The following is a 23,754-nucleotide window of genomic DNA, read 5'->3' as shown; positions in this document are numbered from 1 at the left end:
GGCACGATGAGCCAAACCGCCCATACAATAGAAGCGGTGCACCACATCGGCATGACGGTGGCCAGCCTTGAAACCGCGCTCCGCTTCTGGGAGGCATTTCTGGGCAAGCCCGCGCGCTGGACCACCGTGCTCGACAGGCCTTATCTCAGCCGCGTCGTCGGTTATCCGAACGTCGCCATCAACGCGGCGTTCATCGACCTGCCTGGCGGTGGTGTGATCGAATTGCTCGATTATCAGGTTGCCGGCCGGACGGCGAACGCGGACGCGACCGCCAACCCCGGCAACGTGCATCTTTGCCTGAAAGTCGCCGATGCGCGTTCGACCTGGCAGCGCGCTGTCGATTGCGGCGCGAAGCCGGTCTCGCCGGGTGGTCCAGTGGCGATCGACGGCGGCCCCAACATCGGCGCTCAGGCGGCTTATCTGCGCATTCACGACGGCATTACGCTGGAACTTTTCCAGACACCGAGGAAGGATCGATCCGCATGATCAAGCGCATCAGTTTCCTGCGCCGCAAGGAAGGCATGAGCCAGGAAGATTTCTTCGCTCACTGGACAGGGCCGCATGCCGATATCGTGCGCCAGATGCCGGGCCTGCGCGGGCTTCGCTTCGGCCGCGTGCAAAGCTGGACGCCGGCGGAGGATGCCTGGGACGGCGTCGGCGAGATTTGGTTCGACAGCGTCGAGGACGCGCTGAAAGCCTTCGCCACCGAACCATTCAAGAGCCTCCTCGCCGAAGATCGGAAGAAATTCACCCGCGAAATCCAGGCATGTTTCGTCACCGAGCAGACGGCGGTGCAACCACCGGCAATTGGCTGAAGGACGGCTCCATGGCTTTCAACATCGGTTCCGGGCTTGAAGGCAAAAGCGTCGTTGTCACCGGCGGCAGCGGCGGCATAGGCCGCGAGGTCTGCCTGGCCTTCGCTGCCGCCGGATCACGCGTCGCGGTCGTCGATCTCGATCAGGGCAAGGTCGATGCGGTCGCTGCCGAAATGGAAGCCGGTCCGCATCTTCCGATCGCATGTGACCTGAAGCCGATCGCACATCACAAGACGCTGATAGAAAAGGTCGTGACCGTGTTCGGCGGCATCGACGTCCTGGTCTGCACGGCTGCGGTCCTGATCCGCCGGCCCAGCGTTTTCGACGTGAGCGAGGCGGACTGGGACCTCCAGCATGACGTCAACCTGAAAGCATCCTTCTTCCTGAATCAGGCGGTGGCGCGGGTCATGAAGGATCAGGGAAGGGGCGGCCGCATTATCAATTTCACCTCGCAAGGCTGGCAGAGCGGCGGTTTCGGCGGCTCCGTGGCGTATGCCGCCACCAAAGGCGGCGTCGTGTCGATGACGCGCGGACTGGCGCGGTCGCTCGCCAAGGACAAGATAACCGTAAATGCGGTATCCCCGGGCGCGGCCGACACGGCCATGATGCGCTCCGGAATGGATCAGGCGGCGCTCGACGCGCAAGTCGCCCAGATACCGCTTGGCTACATGGCCGCGCCGTCGGATCTGGCAGGTACGGTGCTGTTCCTGGCCTCAGACCATGCCGGCTACATTACCGGCGCTACCATCAACGTCAGCGGCGGCTGGCTGATGTACTGACGGCGACCGCAAGAAGGCCAGGTCCAGATCAGAGGAGGATGAACCGTGTCAGGATCGCTTTCGGGAAAAGTCGCGGTCGTCACGGGCGCGGGGCGCGGCATCGGCGATGCCATCGCGGGCCGACTGATTGCCGACGGCGCAAAAGTCTTTGCGCTGGACAAAATGCTTCCAGACGAGCCGCGCAGGGGCGTCACTTACATCGAGACGGATGTGACCGATCCGGCCAGTGTGGGCGCTGCGTTCAAGGCCGTCGACGACAAAGCGGGTCAAGTCGACATCCTCGTCAGCAACGCCGGCATCCAGCGTGTCGGCCTGGTCGGCAAGATATCGTTCGCCGACTTCTCTTCGGTGATCGCCACCCACTTGCACGGCCTCTTCCTGTGCGCCTCGGAAGTCGTACCGCGCATGGTCGAGCGCGGCGCCGGCGGGGCGATCGTCAGCATCGCATCCACCGCCGCTTTCGTCGGCCTGCCGGGGCGGGGGCCTTACTGCGCCGCCAAAGCAGGCATTCTCGGACTGACGCGCGCGCTGTCGCTTGAAGTCGCGACCGCGGGCATAAGGGTCAATGCGGTGGCACCCGGCTTCACGCGCACCAAGTTCATAGAGCAAGGTTTGAAGGATGGCTCTTTGCAGGAAGACTGGATGGTGGCCCGTGTACCGATGAAGCGGTTGGCGCGGACCGAGGAGATCGCCGAGGCCGTCCGGTTTCTTGCCGGCGACGAGTCGTCCTACATGACGGGCCAAACGGTCGTGGTTGACGGTGGCTGGATCGTACAAGGTATTCCCGAGGCGCCGACCTGGCTGCAAACGCCAGCCTCATGATGCCGGCAAAGCTAAATCTTGCGGAATATTGCATCGGCCGCGCGGCTGCGACGAGTCCGGGCAAGACCGCGCTTCTTGTCGTAAGCGACGCCGACAGGCCGCAGGATGCTGAGCGTTGGACCTATGCGGCGCTCGATCTTGCCGTGCGCCGGGTGGCGGCAGGTCTTCTGGCGGAAGGTCTTTCGCCCCGCGATCGTATCGTGCTGCGGTTGCCGAACACGAGCGACTATGCCCTGCTGTTTCTTGGCGCGATGGCGGCCGGCCTGGTGCCGGTTCCCATCTCGGCGCAACTCACCGGCAGCGAAACGGCGTTCCTTGTCGGAGATTCCGGCGCTGCGGCGATGGTCGAGACATCGTCGCTGGCCTCCGCAACCGCTCCTTCCGCATGCAAGGTTCTGGATGACGCGGCCTTGATACGACTGAAAAATACAGCGGAGCCGGCTGGCTTTGCCGATACCGACGCCGAAGCACCGGCGTACATGATCTATACGTCGGGAACGTCCAGTCGGCCCAAAGGCGTCGTCCACGCGCACCGCACGGTTCTCGGGCGAAAATCAATGCACATCGACTGGCAAGGCCTTTCGGCATCCGATGTCGTGCTGCATGCCGGCGCCTTCAACTGGAGCTATACGCTCGGTGTCGGGCTCCTCGATCCTTGGGCATGCGGCGCCATGGCAGTGCTCTACAACGGGCCAAACGACATCGCGGTCTGGCCGAAGCTTATCGATGCCGTGGGTGCAACGCTGTTTGCGGCAGTGCCTTCGCTGTATCGCCAGATGCTGAAATATTGCAGCTTGCAGCCAGGATGTCTGCCGATGCTTCGCCACGCGCTTGCCGCCGGCGAAGCGCTGAGCCCGGCGATCCTCCACGGCTGGCACGCCGCCACAGGCAAGCAACTGTATGAGGCTTTCGGGATGAGCGAATGCTCGACCTTCGTGTCCAATCATCCGGGCATGCCTGTCAGGCCGGGCAGTCCCGGCAAGCCGCAAGTCGGACGGCCGATCGCGGTGTTGCCGCTGGACGGCGGCGTGGAGCCCGTTGCTGCCGGCGAGACAGGTTTGCTTGCCATTCACCGCAGCGATCCCGGTCTGATGCTCGGCTATTGGCAGCGGCCCGAAGAGCAGCAGGCTGTGTTTCGCGGTGATTGGTTTGTCGGCGGCGATCTCGCTGCGTTCGATGGCGACGGCTATCTCTGGCATCGCGGGCGTGCCGACGACATCATGAATGCAGGGGGCTATCGCGTGTCGCCGCTGGAGGTCGAGGCCGCGCTGACCGGATGCGCGGGGGTTGCCGAGATTGCGGCGGCTGAGCATCATGTGCGGAGCGACGTTACCGTGATTGCCGTCTTTGTCGTGCGTGACGGAGACAGCAGAACCACAGCCGATGACATCATGGCGATCGCCGAGCGGCGCCTTGCCGCCTATAAACGGCCGAAGCAGGTGTTCTTCGTCCCGAGCTTGCCTCGCAATGCCAATGGGAAGCTCTTGAGGCGCCAGCTTTCATTGGTGGTGGCTGGCGGTTGATCTTCCTGGCATAAGCCAAACATCAGCTTTCGGCTTTGGAGCTGGTGGCTGCAAAGCGGTCGAGCACCGCCTTCGTATCCGCGTCGAATGGACGTCCTGCATGACGCACGCGGCCGGGCGTCTTCGAAAATCCTGCGACGACGTTTTGCATTGCGACGCCGTCAACCTGCGTGATCATGTTGCGGGCGCGATAATGCTCGTCGGCAAAAATATCCTTCATGTCGAGTACCTTGGCGATGGCTGCGTCGACACGGCGGAACTCGCGGATCACTTCTTGCGAGTGTCGCGACGCCACCCAGTCGGCGACGTAGACCTCGAGCGCTTCGCGATTGCGGCTGCGGCCCTGGAATGTCGAGAAGCGGTCGTCGCTGCCCAGACCAACCAGCGCCAGCACCCGTTTGGCGATCGAATCCGCCGAACTGGAAATCGCCACCCAGACGCCATCGGCGCATCGGTAAGTGCCGCGCGGCACCGTGTAGGGAATACCCGAGCCAAGCCGCGGCTGCAGATAGCCCATATGCGCATAAGCCGAGGGCAGCGGACCCATGATCTGGAACATCGAGGTCAGAAGGTTGACGTCGATCGTTTGTCCCTCACCGGTACGCTCGGCGTGGCGCAGCGCGGCCAGCGTGGCGAAGGCGCCGACCAGGGCCGTCACCTCGTCGGTCAGCGCCACCGGCGGCAGCAGCGGCTGGCCGCCTGCCTCACCCAGCAGATTGGAAAATCCGCTCATCGCCTCGGCGATCGTGGCAAAGCCCGGGTGCAAGGCATAAGGCCCGTCCTGGCCGAAGCCGGTCACGCGCAGCACCACCATCTTCGGATTGCGCCGCTGCAATTCGTCCGGGCCGAAACCGAGCGCTTCGAGCTTGCCCGGGCGCATGTTCTCTATCAGCACGTCGGCGCCTTCGAGCAGCGACCAAAGATTGCGCTGTCCGCTCTCGGTTTTGAGATCGAGCGAGACGACCTGCTTGTTGCGGTTCACCAGCTTCCAGAAATACGAATCAGTCTCGTCCGGGCCGGTCCAGCCCATGCGACGGGTCGGATCGCCGGTGGGGCCTTCGACCTTGATCACTTCGGCGCCGTAGTCGGCCAGGTATCGCCCGGCACCCGGTCCGGCGACGACGGTGGCGAGTTCCACGACGCGTATGCCATCAAGAGGCCCGGGCGTCTCGCGCGCCGGTTCGGGATCAGCCTTGTCCGTCATGCGATCGCTCTCCGCCGCCGACACTTCCATGCAAATGCGTTTTGACCCATGCGTTGCGCATCAGGTTTCGGCCGCCGCCGAAGCCGTCCGAGCGCGACCAGCCGGCCGGCCGGCGCGCATCGGCAAAAGCACGGCGCGGGTGAATGTGCAGACCTTTGCCCGGTCCTGGTTGAAGCCATCGGTGCGAACGGTGAGAATGCCTTCGCCGGGGCGGGAGGCGGATGGCCGCGTCTCAAGTATCTCGGTCTGGCCGTAGAGCGTGTCGCCATGGAACAGCGGCTTGAGATGCCGAAGTTCGCTGACGCCGAGATTGGCGATGGCGCGGCCGGAAATGTCGGGCACGCTCATCCCCAGCAGCAGCGAATAGATGTAGGTGCCGACAACGATGTTGCGGCCCTCGGCCATCTCCGTCTCCGCGAAGCGCCGGTCGATATGCAGTGGGCTGGCGGCCATCGTCAAAAGACAGAACAGATGGTTGTCCGCCTCCGTGATGGTCTTGCCCGGCCAATGTTCGAAAACATCGCCGGTCCGGTAGTCGTCGAGATACCCACCGAACCTTTCGTCGCGCGCGGAGTGAATTTTCGCCATTTCAGCCCTCGAGCACCAAAGTCGGCGCGCCGGTCCGGACGTCGTCGCCGACCTTGATCAGGATTTCCGCAACGGTCCCGGCGAACGGGGACGGGATTTCTACCTGGGTCTTGTCGGTCTCCACTACGAACAGGGTCTGGCCTTCGTTGACCTTGGCACCGACCTGGACCTGGATCTCGTTGATCACCACCTCGTCGACCGCGTCGCCGACTTTGGGCATCTTGAGCGTGGAACGCATTATCTGATCTCCATCAAAACATTGCCAAAAGGAGGATTTTCGCCGATCGAAACTTTGCCCCGGAGACGGAAGACGGCGTGCAAACCGCGACCACCGGCCGTAATTCCCAGCAAAATCGGAATGGCTTTCCTCCCTATCACAACGCCTTGCCCGTGCTGCTATCGAAAAGGTGGACCCGCTCGCCGTCGACGACGAGTTCGAGGCTGGTTTCGCGTGCCGGCACGCGGCTGGCTCCGACGCGCAGCACGAGAAGCCGGGCGTCGATACGAACCAACTCCGCCGGATCGACAACCGCGCCGCGGGCGTAGTCGTCGGCTGTCCGGATGATGACCGAGGTGCTTGCGGGCGATACCGCGATGAACGATTCCGGCTCCAGTTGTTCGACCAACTCGACCTTGGCCGGAATGCCGGCACCGCTGCCGGCAGGCTGCCAGGACAAATGCTCGGGCCTGATGCCAAGTATGACGGTGTCGCCGGCCGCGAGCCCAGGTTCTTTCACCTTTGGTCGCACGCTGACCTGCCGATCGCCGATAGATACAACGAGAGCATCGGCTTGCGTCTCGATGACCTTTGCTTCGAGGAAGTTCATGGCAGGGCTGCCGATGAAGCCGGCGACGAATATGTTGGCCGGTGCGTGGTACAGCGCGTGCGGCGTGTCGTATTGTTGCAGCGTTCCGCGCGAGAATACGGCGACGCGGCTGCCGAGCGTCATCGCCTCGACCTGGTCGTGGGTAACGTGGATCGTCGTGACGCCCAGCCTTGTGTGCAGACGCGACAACTCGGCCCGCAATTGCACGCGCAGCTTGGCGTCGAGGTTGGAGAGCGGCTCGTCAAGCAGGAACGCTTCCGGATTGCGGACGATGGCGCGGCCCATGGCGACGCGCTGACGCTGACCGCCTGAGAGCTCGCGCGGCTTGCGGTCGAGCAACTCCGACAGGTCGAGGATGCGGGCGGCTTCGGCAACCCGTTTGTCGATCTCCGACTTCGGCGTCTTGCGCAGTTCCAGCGCGAAAGCGATGTTCTCGCGCACGGTCATCTGGGGGTAAAGCGCATAGTTCTGGAAAACCATCGCGATGTCGCGGTCGCGTGGCGACACGTCGTTCATGGTCTTGCCATTGATGCTGATCTCTCCCGACGTGACCGATTCAAGCCCGGCGATCATTCTCAGCAATGTGGATTTTCCGCAGCCGGAAGGTCCGACGAAGACAACAAATTCGCCGTCGCGTATTTCCAGGTTGACATCCTTCAGGGCCTGCACCGGACCGTAGAGCTTACCAACCTTGCGAAGACCGATCGACCCCATCCAGAAACTCTTCGTCGCCTCAAAATTGGTGCCGCGATCCCGGTTGGGACCGCGCGCCGATGATGCCGAACCGGTACCTGAAACAAAGGCCGAAAAATACCCTTGGACCCGTGAACGGAAGTCGAGACTAGGCAATCGCGAAAACCATGTCAATCGTTTGACTAATGGCAATCAATCGGTTGACCGAGCAAAAATGCGTCGTTATGGTGGCGGCAAATTCCCGGCTCGGCCGGGCCCTTGGGAGGGGATGGAATGCCTAGTCCTTCTACTGTTGTCGACGTCAGCGTAGCCACCATTCAGGCTCAGCTGCCGGCGCCGGTGATTTTCGGCGACTGGGTCATGAAGATGCGCGAATTCGCCACGGTGCGAATACGCACGTCGTCGGGGCACGAGGGGTGGGCGTTCACGCTGACGCGCGACGGCGCCGTCGCCGAGCAGATCCGCAAGAGCATCGCCCCGGTCTATGCCGGCACCGACATCGCCGACCGCGAAGCGACCTTCCGGACCGCGAAGGGACGCACCTACGGTTCGCATAGCGCCGGCGTTGGCCTGCGGGCGCTTTCGATCGTCGACCTGGCCGCCTGGGACGCGGCCGCGAAGATCGCCGACAAGTCGATCGCCGAGTTCCTCGGCGGCAAGGTGAAGCCGATGCCTGCAACCTGCATCATCGGCTATCCGCCCGCGATCATGCCGCCGGACAAGACCGGCGCGCAGGCGGCTGATTTCTATGCCAAAGGATGGCGACGCTTCAAAGCCCCGATGGCGGCTACCTGGGAGCTGTCGGCCGCGCGGCTGCGCGCGGTGCGCAACGCGGCACCCGATGCCTGGCTCGGCACCGATCTTGTCTGGATGTTCAAGACCGTCGACGAGGCAGCCGCCTACGCCGACAGCATCGCCGACATCGACATGGGCTGCATCGAAGACATTTTCCCGCCTGGCAATGCCGGCATGCTCGCGGCGCTCCGCAAGCGCGTTCCCATGCCGATCTGGCAGGGCGATGAACAGGGTGGCTCCTACTACCCGGAAGCCCTGATCATGGCTGGGTCCGTCGATCGCGTCCGCGTCGACCTGACCTGCATGGGGGGTATCACCGGCGGCCGCGCCGTCATCGACGAGTGCCTCGCGGCGGGCGTCGATTTCGGCCCGCACATGTTCCCGCATACCCACAGTCAGGTGTTCAGCGCCTGGGGCTTCGACGACAAGCCGATCGAATGGGGCGTGCCGTGGACAGGGGTGCACCCTTATGACGATGCCCTCGCGCAGCCGCAGATCATGGCAGGCGGACTGATGAAGCCGCTGCCGCAGGGGCCGGGATTCGGCAAGATGATCGACAAGGCGTGGTGCCTGAGCCAGCCGCACCAGGATCCAGACAACATCCTGCAGTAGGAACGCACCGGTACAGGCGAGAGCTGTCATGGCGGACGATGAGATCACAGTACCCGCGAACTATACGGCAGGTCTTTTCGACATTTCCGGCCGCGTCGCCGTCGTCACCGGCGCCGGCAGCGGGCTGGGCGCGGCGATCGCGATCGGTTATGCGCAACTCGGCGTCACTGTCGTGCTCGCCGATATCAACGCCGCGGGAATGGCGGCGACGCTGGCGACGATCACCGAGCAGGGCGGCAAGGCCGTCGCTGCCGAACTCGACGTCACCAAGCGGGATCGCTGCTTCGACCTCGCCAGGAAAGTCAAAGCGGACCATGGCAGCGTCGATATTCTGGTGAACAGCGCCGGCTCCGCCTTCCGCAGTCCAGCCGAGGAGTTTCCGGAGGACAAGTTCAACTTCATCCTCGATCTCAACCTCAAGGGAACCTATTTCTGCTGCCAGGCTTTCGGCAATGTGATGCTGGCGCAGGGCAGGGGCAGCATCATCAACCTCGCCTCGATCGGCTCGTTCAACGCTTATCCCTGGGCCAGCGCCTATCTGGCCTCCAAGGGCGGCGTGCTGCAGATGACCAAGGCACTGGCGCTGGAGTGGCGAGACCGCGGCGTGCGCGTCAACGGCATCGGTCCGACGCTGATGGAATCGCCGCTCACCAAGGCCGCGGCTTCCCGCTCGTCGATCACGGCGGATTTCATCAAGGCGCGCATGCTGCGGCCCCGGCTCGGACTGCCGCGCGAGTTGATCGGAACGGCCGTGTTTCTGGCGAGCGATGCGTCCGAACTCGTCACCGGACACATCGTCATGTGCGACGACGGATATCTAACGGCATGAACACCGAACGCATGGGCCGACCACTGGCCGGAGGCTGACTTGGCAAGGATCACCAAAGCCCATCATACCGGATTCACCGTGCGCTCGCTCGAACGCTCGATCGCCTTCTATCGCGACATACTGGGCTTCGAGCTGGCCTTCCAATGGAACCCGCAGGCCGAATACATCGGCGAGCTTGTCGGCTATCCGAGCGTGGATCTGCACGGCGCCATTCTTCGGCTGCCGGGCACGGATGTATGCCTCGAGCTGCTCGAATACCGCAATATCGAACAGGTCCGGGTCGACATGCGCAACGGCAACATCGGCAATGGCCACATTGCGTTCAACGTCGACGACCTGATGAGCCTTTACGAGGAACTGGTGGCCAAAGGCGTGAAATCGGTCTCCGCCCCGGTCACGCCGACGATCGGTCCGAACAAGGGCGGCAAGGCGGTTTATCTCATCGATCCAGACGGTTTCCGCGTCGAACTGATCCAATCGGCGCAAGCCTTCGGGAGCTACAAGCCGGAGTGATCCCGATCAAATAAAAACGTTTCCAAATTTCGTTGCCTGCGCTAGCTTCGCAAGCCTGCACCAACCATCCGACCTGCGTATTGGGAGAATTTCGCCTTGGCTAAGATATGGGTTCGGCAAGCGGTCCTCAGGGCCCTCGATGATGCGATGACGGAAGATCCGACCGTCATCATGATGGGGGAAGACATTGCGGCCGCGGGCGGCCCGTTCAAGGTGACGGAGGGTCTGCTCGCCGTGCACGGTCCGCAGCGTGTCATCGACACGCCGATCTCGGAAATGGCCTTCATGGGCGCCGCCGTCGGTGCCGCTGTCTGCGGGCTCAAGCCGATCGTCGAGATGATGTTCATCGAATTCATCGGCGTGGCTCTCGACCAATTGACGACGCAGGCGGCGACGATGCGCTATCTTTCGCGCGGCAAACTGACGACGCCGCTGGTGGTGCGCGCTTCGGCCGGCGCCGGGCAGGGTTTTGGCTGCCAGCATTCGCAGATGCTCGACCACTGGTTCCGCGGTACCCCGGGCCTCAAGGTGTGCGTCACCAGCAACGCCCGCACGACCTACGGCTTGCTGCGCTCGGCGATCGAGGATCCGGATCCGGTGGTCGTGCTCGAACCACGCATTCTCTACGCTGAACGCGAGGAATACGAATTCGACAGCAGCTACCGCATCCCGCTCGGCAGGGCCGAGATCGTCAAGGCGGGCAAGGATGCGACGCTGCTCGCCTGCGGGGCGATGGTGCGGGTGGCCAAGGAAGCCGCCGAAAACAGCAGCGCCGACATCGAGGTGATCGATATGCTGACGCTGTGGCCGTGGGACCGCGATACGATCATGGAATCGGTTTCAAGAACCGGTCGTCTGGTGACGCTCGAAGAGGCCACCGCCGGCAACGGCTGGGGCGCCGAAGTGGTGTCTTCCGTCGCTGTCGAGGCCTTCGGTTCGCTGAAGGCGCCGCCGCACCGCATCACCTTGCCCGATGCGCCGGTGCCCTACAGCGGCAAGCTGGAAGCGCGCTTTCTGCCCAGCGCGGCCTACGTCGCCGAGCAGGTGTCCGCCCTGGTGTCGACCAACAAAACGCCAATGCCCTGGTGGAGGAACGCAGCATGACGCTCTCCAATTCCAACTCGCCGCTGGCGCGCCGGGAAGCCCTCGACGACAGGCTGGAGCAGCTTCGCCGGATGATCGAGATCCGCTTCGTCGAGGAACGTATTCAGAAGCTGTTCGCGGAAGGCCACGTGCGCGGCAGCACGCATCTGGCGAGCGGCCAGGAAGGCGTGTCGGTCGGCATCGCACGCTCGATCGACCCCGACGACATCGTCACCTGCACTTATCGCGGCCACGGCCATGCGTTGGCATTGGGCCTAACGCCGGCGGGCGTCATCGGCGAGATCTGCGGCCGCGTCATCGGCTGTGCCGGCGGCGTTGGCGGATCGATGCACCTTGTCGAGCCGGCGATCGGACTGCTGCCCACGGCGGCCATCATCGGCGCCGGCCTGCCGATCGCCTGCGGCGCCGCGCTGGCGGCGCGCGCGCGCGGCACGGACCGCGTCGCGGTCGCCATCTTCGGCGACGGCTCGGCCAATATCGGGGCCTTCCATGAATCGCTGAATTTCGCCGCGATCCAGAAGCTGCCCGTGGTCTTCGTCTGCGAGAACAATCTGTACGGCGAATATACGCGCATCCAGCTGTCGACGCCGGTCGAGGACATCGCGATACGCGCCGCCAGCTACAACATGCCAGGTGTCATCGTCGACGGGCAGGACGCCGACAAGGTAGCGGAAGCGATGGCGACGGCAGTTGCGCGGGCGCGCCGCGGGGAAGGACCTTCGCTGGTCGAGATGAAGACATACCGCTATTCCGGCCATTCCCGCTCGGACCCGGCGACCTACCGGCCGGCCGGCGAACTCGACGCATGGCTGAAGCGCGATCCGATCGACATCTTCGCCGAACGCCTGACCGCCGAGACGCTGCTGGCGGCGGGCGGCCTCGATTCGCTCAAGACCGAAGTGCGCGAGGCTGTCGAAACGGCAACGGCGGAGGTGCTGGATTCGCCGGCGCCGGAACTCGGCGAGATCATGGCGCATGTCGGCGCCTACTCCGCGGGCGGCGATCAGCGCCATCTGTTTTGGTCGAATTGACCTGGCCGTTTTGGTGACGCAGGTCGCTGCAAAGCAGCCTGCGTCGGAAGGAATTTCTGACCGCACGCCGCCGGAGACGATATCCGGCGGCGATTTTATCGACTGCTGGCGCCCTTTGTCGGCGCAGGCCGGAGCAAAATGGGCACGCGTTCCGACATAGGCTTCGACGGCCCGGTTTTCGACGATCTGGCGATCGGCGACCGCTTCGACAGCGCGCCGACGATGCGGCTGACGGAAGGTCTGGCCGCCGTCCACCACGCAATCGTCGGCGGACGCCTGCGGTTGGCCTTCGATGCCAGGCTGTCCGAGGCCGTGACGGGGCAGGCATCGCCGTTTGCCGCGCCGGCTTTCGTGTGGGATATCGCCATAGGGCAATCGACGCTTGTCACCCAACGCGCCGTCGCGAACCTGTTCTATCGTGGTTTGGTGTTCCGCCGCGCACCGGCGATCGGCGACAGCCTGACGACGTCCACGACCGTCATCGGCTTGCGTCCGGCATCCGCAAAACCTGGCCGCCCCCCGCGCGGACTTGTTGCCATGCGCATCGCGACGGTCGATCAGGAGCAGCGTCCGATCCTCGATTTCTGCCGTTGCGCCATGCTGCCCGCGCGCTCGGCCGATGCTGTGGCGGCGCAAGGCCAGACGGAGCTGCCGAAATCCGATTTCACCCAGACGCAACTGCTGGAAGCGGTATCAGGCTGGAATCTTGACGCTTTTCGCGATGCCACACACGGTCCGCATTTTGATGACCTCGAAGCGGGTTCCGTGCACGATCTTGCCGGAGGCGACGTCGTCAGCAGCGCTCCGGAACTGGCCAGGCTGACCATGAATCTGGCGGTCATCCATCACGACCGTATCGCGGCAGGCGGACAGCGTCTGGTCTATGGCGGCCACACGATCGGCATCGCCGCCGCACAAATCACGCGCGTCTTCCCTGGCCTGGTGACCATCCTTGCCTGGCATGACTGCGACCATCTCGGCCCGGTGCATGAGGGCGATACGCTGCATTCGCAGGTCATCGTCGAACGCTGCCAGCCGCTGCCTGGCGGCGGCGGGCTGGCGCATCTTCGCTGCAAGGTCCGGTCGACCGACGGTGCCAGTGAGACGTCGGACGTGCTCGACTGGCGGTTGGTAGGGCTGTTTGCATGACGCGAGCCATCCTGAGCGGCATGTCCGTGGTCGAAGGCTCGGCCTTCGTCGCGGCGCCGCTTGGAGGAATGACGCTGGCGCAGCTTGGCGCCGATGTCATCCGCTATGACCAAATCGGCGGCGGACTGGACTATCGCCGATGGCCGGTAACGGATAGCGGACAAAGCCTGTTCTGGGCCGGCATGAACAAAGGCAAACGCTCGATCCAGATCGACCTGCGTTCCGAGGAAGGGCAGGAGATCGTCGCCGCGCTGATAACCAGGCCCGGCACTGATCAAGGCCTCTATCTTACCAATTTCGCGGCGCGCGGAGCATTGTCCTACGAGGCATTGAAGGCACGGCGGGCCGATCTCATCATGGTCGCCTTGAGCGGCAACGCCGACGGGTCGAGCGAGGTGGACTATACCGTCAATGTCGCCACGGGGTTCCCCGGCATCACAGGTTTGCCTGGGTCTTGCGGCCCCACCAATAGCGTGCTGCCGGCCTGGGATATCGCGATGGGCGAACTCGCCGCCGTTGGTCTGCTTGCCGCCGACAGACACCGCAGCCGCACAGGCGAGGGTTCGCTGGTAAAGCTCGCTTTGTCCGACGTCGCTTTTGCCACCGTCGGACATCTGGGGCGTATCGCGCAGGCCGAACGCGGCGGCAGCGCGGCGAAGGACGGCAATTTCCTGTTTGGCGCGTTCGGGCGCGACTTTGCCACAAACGATGGTCGGAGGGTTATGGTCGTTGCGTTGACGGAACGGCAGTGGAAGTCGCTGGTCCAGGCCACAGGTATCGATGCCAAGGCGCTGGCCGCGGCGACCGGCGCCGATCTTGACAGCGAGGGAGGGCGCTACGCTGCCCGCCATGCCATCGCGGACGCGATAGCGCCGTGGTTCGCGGCGCGTCGTTTCGACGAGGCGACGAAGGACCTGTCAGCCGCGGGGGTCTCCTGGGGGCCATACCAGAGTTTCCAGCAACTCGTCGCCGAAGACCCACGCTGCTCGCCGGCCAATCCGCTGTTCTCACCAGTCGATACGCCAGGCATCGGGACGGTGCTGACGCCCGCGTCGCCGCTCTACTTTTCGGTGGCGGATCGGCTGCCGGCCATGCGTGCGCCGCTGCTCGGGGAACATACCGACGAGATCCTGGCGGGTCTGGGCATCAGTGATGGCGAGATCGGCCGCCTGCACGACCGCGGCGTCGTCGCAGGAGCCGAGCGCCGCCTTTAGGACTTTATCTTTAGGACTTTATCTTTGGCGGCGGTCCAACGGATTCGCGCGTCACCAGTTGCGGCGCAATGTCGATCACGACGTCCTGCGGCTCGCGGCCATGGATCATGGCGTCAAGTTCGACCACGGCGCGGGCGCCCATCTCGCTCAGCGGCGTGACGATGGCAGTCAGCGGCGGCGCGGTGAAGATGGCGTCTTCGCCGTCCAGAGAGACAACCGAAAGGTCACGCGGCACCTGGATGCCGCGTACGCGCGCCGCTGCCAATGCGCCGATGCCGACCAGCATGTTGAAGGCGAAGATGCCGGTCGGCGGCGCCGGCTCGCTCATGATGTGGTGCAAGGCGTCGTAGCCGCCGCGCCGCGACACCGGCGCATTGGCGACGATCGCAGGCCCGAGGCCGGCAGCCTTGCAGGTTTCGACGAAGCCAATATGGCGGCGTCGCGAGGTATCGAGTTCCGGCATCGAACCGATGAAGCCGAGCCTCGTGTGTCCAGCCTCTATGAGCGTGCGCGCCGCCAGCCGGCCTGAGGCATGGTCGTCCACGGTGACGCTTCTGCCGATCGTGGAACGCCGGTTGACGAAGACGTGCGGCACCGGATTGTTCGCGATCGCCTCGATCATTTCGCGGCTCTCGGCCGTCACCGCGATGATCAGGCCATCGATGCGCCGCTCGCTGACCAGTCTCAGATAGGCCGCCGTCGACCGCTGCTCGTCCGCAACCTCGGCGATCAGCATGACATAGCCGGCTTTTTCAGCCTGCCGCATCGCACCGCGCACGGTCTCTGCGTAGACCGGGTTGGTCAGGTCGGGCAGCAGTATGCCGAGAGCGCCCGTGCGCTGGGTGCGCAGATTGCGCGCCAGCGCATGCGGCCGGTAGTTGACGCGCCCTGCCTCGTCCAGGATAGCCTGACGGGTCTGCGCGCGCACGCTGATGCCGCCATTGTTCAGCACTTTGGACACCGTCGAAACGTCAACGCCGACTGCGCGCGCTATATCTTTCAGCGTGGCACGTGCAGACGGAGGCGCAGCTGGTGTCGATGTTTTCACGAGACCTTCCCGTACCTCTCTAGCAGAGCTGCGTCCGGCTCGTAACGATAGCAGCGGGAGGTCAGGCCGCCATCGACCGCGAGAGACTGGCCGGTGACGAAGGAGGCTTCCGACGAGATAAGCCATGACACCGCCGCCGCTATCTCCTCCGGTTCGCCTATGCGTTCCAGCGGATGCTGGATGGACATTTCCCGTTCGGCGCGCGTGCTGTCCGGGCTATCGCGGATAACCCGCTGCACGAGCGATGTGCGCACCGCGCCGGGCGCCACTGCATTGGCTCGAATGCCCACCGGTCCGTATTCGACCGCGATGTAGCGGGTCAGCGCGTCAATGCCGGCCTTGGCGACGTCATAAGCCGCCCACATGTTGAAGGCGGAGCGGCCATGCACCGACGAGACGTTGACGATCGACCCGGCGACGCGGTCTCTCACCCATGTCTGGATCGCTTCCGAAGAGCCCCAGAAATGCGACATCAAATTGACCGCAAAGACTCGCTCGACATCGGCGTCTTTCGGTTCATGCAGATTACCCATCAGAGCGATACCGACATTGTTGACCCAGCCTCGCAGGGGCGCGAGCTTTTCGGCGGCCTCTCGCGCTTTCTTCAGCACGGCACGGTCGGAGGCGTCGCCGCAAAGGCAGCCATGTCCCTTGCCCAGCTTCTTGCCCAGGTCAGATGCCGTTTCAGGGTTGATTTCAAGGCCGACGACGTTCCATCCATCGGCCGCCAGACGAACGGCTATGGCATGGCCGATGCCGTCGCCGGCTCCCGTTACGACAACGCTTCCGAGACTCATCGAGACCTCCCATTGGATCCGGGCGGGCGGCTCGGCTTGTCGACGCGCCATGGGTTTGTTGGTCCGCTTCAAGGGTCGTGCAGGACACACAACTAGAAGCTGCCCCCAACGCCTGTCAAGCGCATGGTTCCGGACCGTGCTCGGTTGCACTACAGCTCTCAATTATCACGCCGAATATGTTTGAGCAATCGATTGACTGTTGGGTTGTTCGGATGCACTGTTGCGTCAAGCCGGATGAATGAAACCGGCGGTGAAGAGAAAACCGGGGAGAGAGAATCATGGATGGAAAACTGGATAACAGGCATCTCGCCAAGGCCAAATCCGGCCATGCCGACGCGGCCGGCCTCACGCGTCGGGATCTGATGCAGCGCGCCGCGATGCTCGGCATCGCCGGCGCCTTCGCCAATTTCGGCTTCCCGGCGCTCGCCGCCGATTTCGACTGGAAAAAGCATGCCGGCACCAAGCTCAGCATCCTGATGACGGGCGACGAGAACGACCACCGGGCGTTGGGCGACATGTTGGACAAATTCAAGGAAGACACCGGCATGGAGCTGGAGATCACGTCTCCGGCGCTGGGCGCGCTGATCGAAAAGACGCTGCAGAACCTGAAGGCCGACCATTCTTCGTTCGAGCTCATCGAATATCTCGGTTTCCTGACCACCCAGCAGGTCGGCGCCGGCTATTACGAGCAGCTCAATTCCTACATCGACGATCCGTCGAAGACCCCTCCGGACTGGGACGTCGCCGACTTCCTGCCGCCGGCCATGTCCAATGTCGGTATTTTCGACATGGCATCCGGGACCGTCGGCAAGGGCAAGGACATCTATGGCATTCCGGGCCTGCATTCCGGCTCGGTCATCTACTTCTACCGCAAGGATCTGTTCGAGGCGGCGGGCCTGAAGCCGGCCACGAACTGGGACGAGTTCAAAGACGCGGCGATAAAGCTCAACAAGGACGATGTCGCCGGCTGTTCCTTCATCGGCGCCAATGATTTCTCGCTCGCCGCCGTCGACTGGTACACGCGCTTCATCACCACGGGCGGCAAGCTGATGAGCGGCAGCCCGAAGGAAAAGAACTTCAAACCGAACGTGAATTCGCCCGAAGGCATCGGCGCGCTGCAAATGCTGATCGATCTTCTGCCCTACGCGCCGAAAAACGTGACGAAATACGGCTTTGCCGAGAACGTCGACGGCTTTTCCACCGGCAAGATCGCGCAGATGATCTTTTGGTCGACCATCGCCGGTCCGATCCTCAACGGCGACAATTCGATGGTGTCGGACAAGACGGGCACCGGTCCAGTGCCGGCCAAACCGGGCGAGACGGCGCGGGCAATTCAGGGCGGCTGGGGCATGGGCATTCCGAAGAACATCGATCCGGCCAAGAAGGATGCTGCCTGGCTCGCGTTGACCTGGATGACCAGCAAGGCGTTCAACAAGTTCGAGGTCGAGAAGTACCAGATCGACGCCAGCCGCACCTCGGCGTTCACCGATCCCGACCTTGTTGCCAAGCTACCCTATCTGCCGGACGCGCTGAAAGCGGCGTCGACGGCGGAGATCATTCCAACCTCGCTGATCCCGGAATTCTTCCAGTTGAACGACATCATGAATGTCGAGTTCAACGCCGCGCTGATCGGCACGCAGGATGCCAAGACCGCCTGCGAAAAGGTCCAGACGCAGTGGGAGGCCATGCTGCGCAAGGCCGGCCATCTCGCCTGATCGGCTCACGATCGTCGGTTTGGAAGTGAGTGATGAGCATTGCTGCGCCGGCGTCGGCGAAATTCGTGTTCGGCACGCGCGACAGGCCGGGGAGGTCGGTATGGCTGCTCCTCGGTCCGTGCATCGCCTATCTCGTCATCTTCAGCATCTATCCGCTGTTCCACAGCCTGCGCCTGTCGCTGACCGACCTCACCGCGGCGACAGGCACCGGCAATTTCGTCGGTCTCGACAATTATCGCGCATTGCTGGTTGATCCGCAGTTCTGGAACGCGGCCTGGAACAGCGCCGTCATGGTGTCCTTGTCGGTGGCGATCCAGGTGGTTCTCGGCGTTGCGCTCGCCATGTTCTTCAACCTCCAGCTGCGCGGGTCGTGGATTGTGCGCGGCATCCTGCTCTTGCCGATGCTGATGACGCCAATCGTCGTCGGCGTCATGTGGCGGGCACTGCTCAATCCCGACTGGGGACTTGTCGATTGGGCCATCAAAGCGGTCGGACTGACGCCGCCCGACTGGCTGGGTACGGTCAGCATGTCGATGGTTACCGTCATCATGGTCGACTGCTGGCAATGGACGCCGTTCGTGTTCATGATCGTCTTCGCCCGACTGCAAGCCCTGCCGCAGGAGGTGTTCGAAGCGGCGCAGGTCGATGGCGCTGGCCCGGTCGTTACCTTCCGCCGCATCACCTTGCCGATGTTGAGGCCGGCGATCGTCTTTGCCGCCGTCTTCCGCGCGGTGGACGCCTTCCGCTCCTTCGATCTGATCTACGGGCTGAGCTATGGCGGTCCAGCGCGCAGCACCACGACGCTGAGTTTCTTTTCGTTCCAGAACGGGTTCCAGTTCCAGAACTACGGCTATGCGGCTGCGGTCGCCTATATGATGCTGATCATCCTCGCCGTCGGCACTACGGTCCTGCTGCAATACGTTCAGCTGCGGCCAGGGAATTCACGATGAAGTTCCGGCCCGGCAGGATCATCGCCTATCTGTTTCTGATCGTGCTTGCGGTCGTCGGCGCAGCACCCTTCCTTTATCTCGTCGTGCTGTCGACCAAGAAACGCATCGAGATCCTGGCGCAGGTGCCGCCGAAGCTGACGTTCACCTGGGTGCAGGCGGCCAAAAACTACAACGAGGTGCTGTTCAGCCAGGGCATGCTGAGCTTTACGTTGAACTCGCTGATCGTGGTCAGCATCGCCACGGCGATCGCGCTTGTCATCGGCACGCCCGCTGCCTACGCGTTTTCGCGGCTGCGCTTCAAGAACAGCGAGCGCCTTGCCAGCACCATTCTATCTATGCGTTTCATGCCGCCAATCGCGGTTGCGATCCCACTTTTCCTGATGGTCAAGGCCGCGGGCCTACAGGACAGCTATCCCGGGCTGATCCTGCCCTACGTCGCCTTCTCGCTGCCGCTTGTGGTTTGGATCATGATCGGCTTCTTCGACGAGATCCCAGGCGAGATCGACGAGGCGGCCCTGATCGACGGCTGCACGCGCGTCAGCGCGCTCTGGTACGTCATGCTGCCGATCGTCAGGCCCGGCCTCGTCACGGCGGCGCTGTTCGGCGCGCTGTTCATCTGGAACGAGTTCCTCGTCGCGCTGTATGTCATTGATTCGCGCGCGTTCCAGACCATCTCGCTCGGCGCCGCGACGCTGGTCAGCGCACAGCGTCCGATCGACTGGAACATCGCCGCAACGGTGGGTGTCGTCACGGTCATTCCGATCCTCATCTTCTCGCTCTTCGTCCAGCGCTACATTGTGCGCGGAATAACCGCCGGAGCTGTCAAATGAACTACGATCTCAAGCCGGAACTCGTGACTTCGGATCTCGGCTGGCCGGAGGGGCCGACCGTGATGCCGGACGGCAGCGTTGTCTTCGTTGAGAGCTACCGCAGCCAGCTGACCCTCGTCGGCGAGGACGGCAAGGCCAGGCAATTCGCCTACGTGACCGGCGCGCCGAATTCATGCGTGCTGGGTTCCGACGGCGCGCTCTACGTTTGCCAGAACGGCGGCACGGTCGGCCCGTGGCGCGCAGCGGAGATGACCTTGCCGTCGATCCAGCGGGTGCGGCCAGGCGGCAAGCCGGAAATCCTGGTGAGCGAAGTCGACGGCGTCAAGATGAATGGGCCGAACGATCTGGTCTTCGGGCCGGATGGCACGCTGGTCTGGACCGATCCGGGGACCTATAATCCGGCCAATCCCGATCCGAGCTACATCTATGCACTGTCGCAGGACGGCAGGGCCAGCGTGAAGGTCGCGTTTCCCGCGCCAACGTTTCCGAACGGGGTCGTCGTCGAGGCCGACGGCTCGATCGTGTGGGATGAATCCTACACCGGCCATGTTCGCCGGCTGAAAACCGACGGAACGATCGAGGATCTCGGCAGGATGCCAGGCAAGAATCCCATTCTCGACGGCATGGCGATCGCCAAGGACGGCTCCCTGCTCGTTACCGACCTCGTTGGCGAAGGGTTTCACGTTTTGGCGCGCGATGGCACACCGAAGGGCTTCGTGCGCACCGGCGGCTGTCCGACCAATCTTGCCTTCGATGGCGAAACGCTTTGGGTAACGGACGCCAGCGTCCTGGCTAGCAGCGCAGAGCCCAATTATGCGGGGCGATTGTGGCGGCTTACATTTCCTGGCGGCGGCGCTCCGACCTACAAGGGCTCGATCGGGATGAAGGCCAAGGCATGAGTGCGCGAGAAGCCTTTCCGGGCCTCTCCTACAAGGGAAAGGTTGCGTTTGTCACCGGCGGCGGCTCCGGGATCGGCCGCGAGACGGCGCTGACGCTCGCCGATCTGGGCGCCGATGTCGCGGTCCTCGATTGGACCGCCGGCGCGGCCGATGCCACGGCCGAGGCTGTGCGGAAGATTGGGCGCAAGGCCGTTGCCTTCAATGGAGATACAGGCGACGAGAAAACGGTTGTGGATGCCTTCGCGGCGACGCGCCAACAACTCGGCGAGATCGACGTTGCGGTTGCCTGTGCCGGGATCCTGGGCGCCGGCGGTCCGGTGTTCGAAACCTCGGTCGAGGATTTCGAGCAGGTAATGGCCGTCAATGTGCGTGGCTCGTTTCTGGTCACGCGCGAGGCCGCAAGCGGCATGCGACAGCGCAAGCGAGGCGCGATCGTGCTGCTGTCCAGCCTGGACGGCCTGCAGGCAGAGCACGGCATGTTTTCGTATTGCACATCCAAGGGCGCGCTGCTCAATTTGGCCCGCGCCGCCGCGCTCGATCTGGCGCGCGACGGTGTAACAGTAAATTGCGTGTGCCCGAGCGTGACGCACACGCCGCTGCTTGCGGGCCGCCTGGCAACACTGCCGAACGGCGACGAGATACTTGCCTCCTATGCAGCGCGCCATCCGCTCGGCCGGGTGCTGACGCCGCGCGATATCGCCTCCGCGATCGCTTTTGTCGCGTCGCCGATCGCCAATGGCATCACCGGGGCTGCGATCCCTGTCGACGCCGGTATCGGCGCGACCTGGGACAACTACCGCGATCCGCCGTGGATCGCTGCTGGCTGAAACGGGCGTCGGGCAATGCGGGAACATTGATGCCTTTGGCCCACGAAAAGGCCAGCAAAATCAATACCCGTGACACATCCTCCGGGCCTACCATTATCTTTGATTCAATTGATGGAAGACCTCGGCCAAAAACGTTTTGGGCTCGTTGTGGGCCGGCGTAAAAACGAATTCTTGAGCGAGCAATTGAGTTTCTCGCCCCAGCGACAAGTTGAATGTGCAGTGACCGAGATTCCACCCGTGACCGACGACACGGCACGTGATTAAGGCTTGATCGAAGTCCGGTTGCGATTGCGACGCCTGCGTTTGCGCGGTCAATCCAGTCCGATGTGCTTCCCGGTGTTTTGAGCCAAGTCCAGGGTTGCGGTTTTCCAAGTTCCGTTGCTCGTCAGGACCTGAGCCTCCTCGGCAATCATTTCTATCAGCTTCTTGGTGGCCGTCGACATGGCGCGCTCTCGCGACACCGCGGTTACCCAACCCCACCGGACATTGCGGATCGGCGCGGCCGATACCTCCTTGCGCACCAGCAGCTCATGGACGCCGCTATAGGGAAGCACGCAGTAACCGGTTCCATATTTGGTCAGGCTGGTCATCAACGAGTTGGTATCGACTTCGAGCTTCGGTTCGGCGACGCGGCCGGCCCTGACCAGGATCTCATCCACGGCGCGCCGCAATCCGTTGGGGAACGGCGTCAGGATGAGGTTGTGGCCCGTCAGGGATTTGGCCGAAACCGGGCGGGACAGGTCGAGCCCTACCTCCAGCGGAGCGATCAGCAACAGGCTCTCGGTCACCAGCGGCATCTTGGTCAGCGTGGTGAAGGATTCGCGATCCGACAACAGCGCCACGTCGGCCCCGTCATTGGCGATGGATTCGCGCACGATCATGGAAGTGTTCTCGGTCACATGCACCGAGACCTGCGGATAGGTTCGGCGAAAGCGGGCCACGACCCGGGACGTGAGCAAACCGCTGAGGGAGTTCGACGCAGCGAGCCGCACCGTGCCCACCGGCTCGTCGGCGGACGACATGATTTCGCTTTTGATGCGGCCGACGTTGGAAAGCAGCACTCGTGTCCGATCGACCAGCCGCTGTCCTGTCTCGGTCAGCACCACGCCGCGCGCCTTGCGCTTGAACAGCTTGGTGCCGAGCTCCTGTTCCAGGAGCCGGATCTGACGGCTCAGCGCCGGTTGCGACACATGCGCCCGCATGGCCGCATGTGTGATGTTCAACGTGTTCGCAACATGCATGAAATATTCGAGCTGCCTGACGTCCATCAGTTTCCTCCCTGCCGTATCGAGCAGAACAAGCCATAACCAAATCTAATGGTTGCAATTTGGCTTTTGTCTTAGTGTTGATATCTCGCACGCGCTACTACTGGCTTTCAAGCACGCCGACACGGATACGACTATTCCGAACGAGCGGCGGGGTGTGCCTGGGGAGGATTCATGGCAGCGCGTTTGAATGGGCAGACCGCCGTGGTGACGGGCGGGTCGCAGGGGCTTGGGCTGGCCATTGCCACCCGGCTTCTCGCCGATGGCGCCAATGTAAGCCTGTGGGACCGAGAGCCGGAATCCTTAGCGCGCGCCGCCGAGACGCTCGCGGCCGCCGATCGTGTCCATACCGCTGTGGTCGACGTTGTTTCCGAGAGCCTGGTCGACCGGGCGCGGGACGCCACGCTGGAGCGTTTCGGCGGCATCTCCATCCTGGTCAACAACGCCGGCATATCGGGACCCCATGCAAATGTCTGGGACCTGTCGCTCGACGAGTGGCAGCGGGTCATCGACGTCAACATGACTGGCGTTTTCCTGTGCTGCCGCTCGGTTGCTCCGCATATGATCGAGGCGAACTATGGCCGCATTATCAACATAGCCTCGGTCGCCGGCAAGGAAGCCAGTCCGTTGATCAGCGCCTACGCCACGTCCAAGGCCGGCGTTATCGGCTTCACCAAGACACTTGGCCGTGAGCTGGCCAATACTAGGGTCACCGTCAACTGTATTACGCCTGCGGCAATCAGGACGGCGATATTCGACCGCTGGCCCGCTGACTATGTCGCATCGTTGCTCGCCAAGATACCGATGGGCCGTTTCGGCCTGCCACAGGAACTCGCGGCCATGGTGGCCTATGTCGCTTCTCCCGAGGCTTCCTTCAGCACCGGCGCCATCTTCGACATGTCTGGCGGGCGCACGGACTACTAAG

At 63.3% G+C, this 23,754-nt stretch carries 25 protein-coding genes; 18 read left to right on the top strand and 7 right to left on the bottom strand.

Translation table 11 applies throughout. From position 1 onward, the window contains the following. Positions 1–6 precede the first annotated feature (6 nt). From FJW07_RS17085 to FJW07_RS17065, 5 genes are read left to right on the top strand one after another with little or no spacing between them, the layout of a single operon-like run. On the top strand, positions 7–486 hold the full coding sequence (locus FJW07_RS17085) for a VOC family protein (protein ID WP_181182661.1): 480 nt from the start codon (positions 7–9) through the stop codon (positions 484–486). Further along, a complete protein-coding gene (locus FJW07_RS17080; protein ID WP_140857713.1) occupies positions 483–815 on the top strand; it encodes an EthD domain-containing protein in 333 nt (110 codons plus the stop codon). The genes FJW07_RS17085 and FJW07_RS17080 overlap by 4 nt, the downstream gene beginning before the upstream one ends. 11 nt (positions 816–826) lie before the next feature. Continuing rightward, positions 827–1,594 carry an SDR family NAD(P)-dependent oxidoreductase gene (locus FJW07_RS17075; RefSeq protein WP_181167037.1) on the top strand — a complete coding sequence of 256 codons (768 nt, stop codon included), beginning with the start codon at positions 827–829 and terminating at the stop codon, positions 1,592–1,594. Positions 1,595–1,639: 45 nt separating this feature from the next. After that, on the top strand, positions 1,640–2,416 hold the full coding sequence (locus FJW07_RS17070) for an SDR family oxidoreductase (RefSeq protein ID WP_140652730.1): 777 nt from the start codon (positions 1,640–1,642) through the stop codon (positions 2,414–2,416). Then, positions 2,413–3,939, top strand: a complete 1,527-nt coding sequence (locus FJW07_RS17065) for a class I adenylate-forming enzyme family protein (protein ID WP_140857709.1) — start codon at positions 2,413–2,415, stop codon at positions 3,937–3,939. Before FJW07_RS17070 ends, FJW07_RS17065 begins: the two co-directional genes overlap by 4 nt. A 22-nt stretch (positions 3,940–3,961) precedes the next feature. Here the strand turns inward: FJW07_RS17065 and FJW07_RS17060 are convergent, their stop codons facing one another. From FJW07_RS17060 to ugpC, 4 genes are all read right to left on the bottom strand, one after another. Next, positions 3,962–5,143 (bottom strand): CoA transferase, encoded by a 1,182-nt coding sequence (locus tag FJW07_RS17060; RefSeq protein ID WP_140857707.1) that lies wholly within the window; start codon positions 5,141–5,143, stop codon positions 3,962–3,964. 60 nt (positions 5,144–5,203) lie between these two features. After that, positions 5,204–5,731, bottom strand: a complete 528-nt coding sequence (locus tag FJW07_RS17055) for a MaoC family dehydratase (RefSeq protein WP_140784298.1) — start codon at positions 5,729–5,731, stop codon at positions 5,204–5,206. A 1-nt stretch (position 5,732) separates the two neighbouring features. Beyond that, the gene (locus FJW07_RS17050) at positions 5,733–5,969 is read right to left on the bottom strand and encodes a biotin/lipoyl-containing protein (RefSeq protein WP_140640466.1); all 237 of its coding nucleotides are present in this window, start codon (positions 5,967–5,969) and stop codon (positions 5,733–5,735) included. Positions 5,970–6,105: 136 nt separating this feature from the next. Next, entirely contained in the window at positions 6,106–7,272 is a 1,167-nt protein-coding gene (gene ugpC, locus FJW07_RS17045; protein WP_140857705.1) for a sn-glycerol-3-phosphate ABC transporter ATP-binding protein UgpC, read from the bottom strand. Positions 7,273–7,524: 252 nt separating this feature from the next. On the opposite strand from ugpC, the gene FJW07_RS17040 reads away from it, so the two are divergent. From FJW07_RS17040 to FJW07_RS17010, 7 genes are all read left to right on the top strand, one after another. Continuing rightward, positions 7,525–8,658, top strand: coding sequence for an enolase C-terminal domain-like protein (locus FJW07_RS17040; protein WP_140640462.1), 1,134 nt, complete (start codon positions 7,525–7,527; stop codon positions 8,656–8,658). A gap of 28 nt (positions 8,659–8,686) precedes the next feature. Then, positions 8,687–9,487: an SDR family oxidoreductase gene (locus FJW07_RS17035; protein ID WP_140640460.1), complete on the top strand. Its 801-nt coding sequence runs from the start codon at positions 8,687–8,689 to the stop codon at positions 9,485–9,487. Between the two features lie 39 nt (positions 9,488–9,526). Beyond that, on the top strand, positions 9,527–10,000 hold the full coding sequence (locus tag FJW07_RS17030; protein ID WP_140652742.1) for a VOC family protein: 474 nt from the start codon (positions 9,527–9,529) through the stop codon (positions 9,998–10,000). Between the two features lie 96 nt (positions 10,001–10,096). Then, positions 10,097–11,104: a transketolase C-terminal domain-containing protein gene (locus FJW07_RS17025; protein ID WP_140784302.1), complete on the top strand. Its 1,008-nt coding sequence runs from the start codon at positions 10,097–10,099 to the stop codon at positions 11,102–11,104. Then, complete coding sequence (locus FJW07_RS17020) at positions 11,101–12,135, top strand: thiamine pyrophosphate-dependent dehydrogenase E1 component subunit alpha (RefSeq protein WP_140640454.1); 1,035 nt, start codon at positions 11,101–11,103, stop codon at positions 12,133–12,135. The genes FJW07_RS17025 and FJW07_RS17020 overlap by 4 nt, the downstream gene beginning before the upstream one ends. Before the next feature lie 138 nt (positions 12,136–12,273). Next, positions 12,274–13,284, top strand: coding sequence for a MaoC family dehydratase (locus FJW07_RS17015; RefSeq protein ID WP_140857703.1), 1,011 nt, complete (start codon positions 12,274–12,276; stop codon positions 13,282–13,284). Beyond that, entirely contained in the window at positions 13,281–14,498 is a 1,218-nt protein-coding gene (locus FJW07_RS17010; protein WP_140857701.1) for a CoA transferase, read from the top strand. The genes FJW07_RS17015 and FJW07_RS17010 overlap by 4 nt, the downstream gene beginning before the upstream one ends. Positions 14,499–14,508: 10 nt before the next feature. On the opposite strand, the gene FJW07_RS17005 is transcribed toward FJW07_RS17010, so the two are convergent. Continuing rightward, complete coding sequence (locus FJW07_RS17005; RefSeq protein ID WP_181182660.1) at positions 14,509–15,546, bottom strand: LacI family DNA-binding transcriptional regulator; 1,038 nt, start codon at positions 15,544–15,546, stop codon at positions 14,509–14,511. Continuing rightward, on the bottom strand, positions 15,543–16,415 hold the full coding sequence (locus FJW07_RS17000; protein ID WP_210239887.1) for an SDR family oxidoreductase: 873 nt from the start codon (positions 16,413–16,415) through the stop codon (positions 15,543–15,545). Before FJW07_RS17000 ends, FJW07_RS17005 begins: the two co-directional genes overlap by 4 nt. Before the next feature lie 206 nt (positions 16,416–16,621). On the opposite strand from FJW07_RS17000, the gene FJW07_RS16995 reads away from it, so the two are divergent. From FJW07_RS16995 to FJW07_RS16975, 5 genes are read left to right on the top strand one after another with little or no spacing between them, the layout of a single operon-like run. Beyond that, the gene (locus tag FJW07_RS16995; RefSeq protein ID WP_140652753.1) at positions 16,622–18,058 is read left to right on the top strand and encodes an extracellular solute-binding protein; all 1,437 of its coding nucleotides are present in this window, start codon (positions 16,622–16,624) and stop codon (positions 18,056–18,058) included. A 32-nt stretch (positions 18,059–18,090) separates the two neighbouring features. Further along, positions 18,091–19,008 (top strand): sugar ABC transporter permease, encoded by a 918-nt coding sequence (locus tag FJW07_RS16990; protein WP_140710464.1) that lies wholly within the window; start codon positions 18,091–18,093, stop codon positions 19,006–19,008. Continuing rightward, complete coding sequence (locus FJW07_RS16985; protein ID WP_140640440.1) at positions 19,005–19,838, top strand: carbohydrate ABC transporter permease; 834 nt, start codon at positions 19,005–19,007, stop codon at positions 19,836–19,838. The genes FJW07_RS16990 and FJW07_RS16985 overlap by 4 nt, the downstream gene beginning before the upstream one ends. After that, positions 19,835–20,737 carry an SMP-30/gluconolactonase/LRE family protein gene (locus FJW07_RS16980; RefSeq protein ID WP_140857697.1) on the top strand — a complete coding sequence of 301 codons (903 nt, stop codon included), beginning with the start codon at positions 19,835–19,837 and terminating at the stop codon, positions 20,735–20,737. The genes FJW07_RS16985 and FJW07_RS16980 overlap by 4 nt, the downstream gene beginning before the upstream one ends. Further along, the gene (locus FJW07_RS16975) at positions 20,734–21,564 is read left to right on the top strand and encodes an SDR family oxidoreductase (RefSeq protein ID WP_140784309.1); all 831 of its coding nucleotides are present in this window, start codon (positions 20,734–20,736) and stop codon (positions 21,562–21,564) included. Before FJW07_RS16980 ends, FJW07_RS16975 begins: the two co-directional genes overlap by 4 nt. A 311-nt stretch (positions 21,565–21,875) precedes the next feature. On the opposite strand, the gene FJW07_RS16970 is transcribed toward FJW07_RS16975, so the two are convergent. Then, a complete protein-coding gene (locus FJW07_RS16970; protein ID WP_140857695.1) occupies positions 21,876–22,832 on the bottom strand; it encodes a LysR family transcriptional regulator in 957 nt (318 codons plus the stop codon). A 171-nt stretch (positions 22,833–23,003) separates the two neighbouring features. Between FJW07_RS16970 and FJW07_RS16965 the strand changes: the two genes are divergently transcribed. Further along, positions 23,004–23,753 carry an SDR family NAD(P)-dependent oxidoreductase gene (locus FJW07_RS16965; RefSeq protein WP_140652761.1) on the top strand — a complete coding sequence of 250 codons (750 nt, stop codon included), beginning with the start codon at positions 23,004–23,006 and terminating at the stop codon, positions 23,751–23,753. Position 23,754: the final 1 nt, after the last annotated feature.

The sequence above is a fragment of the Mesorhizobium sp. B3-1-9 genome, assembly GCF_006439595.1.
In the GTDB taxonomy this organism is placed as follows: domain Bacteria; phylum Pseudomonadota; class Alphaproteobacteria; order Rhizobiales; family Rhizobiaceae; genus Mesorhizobium.
This window is presented reverse-complemented; position numbering and strand designations above follow the sequence as displayed.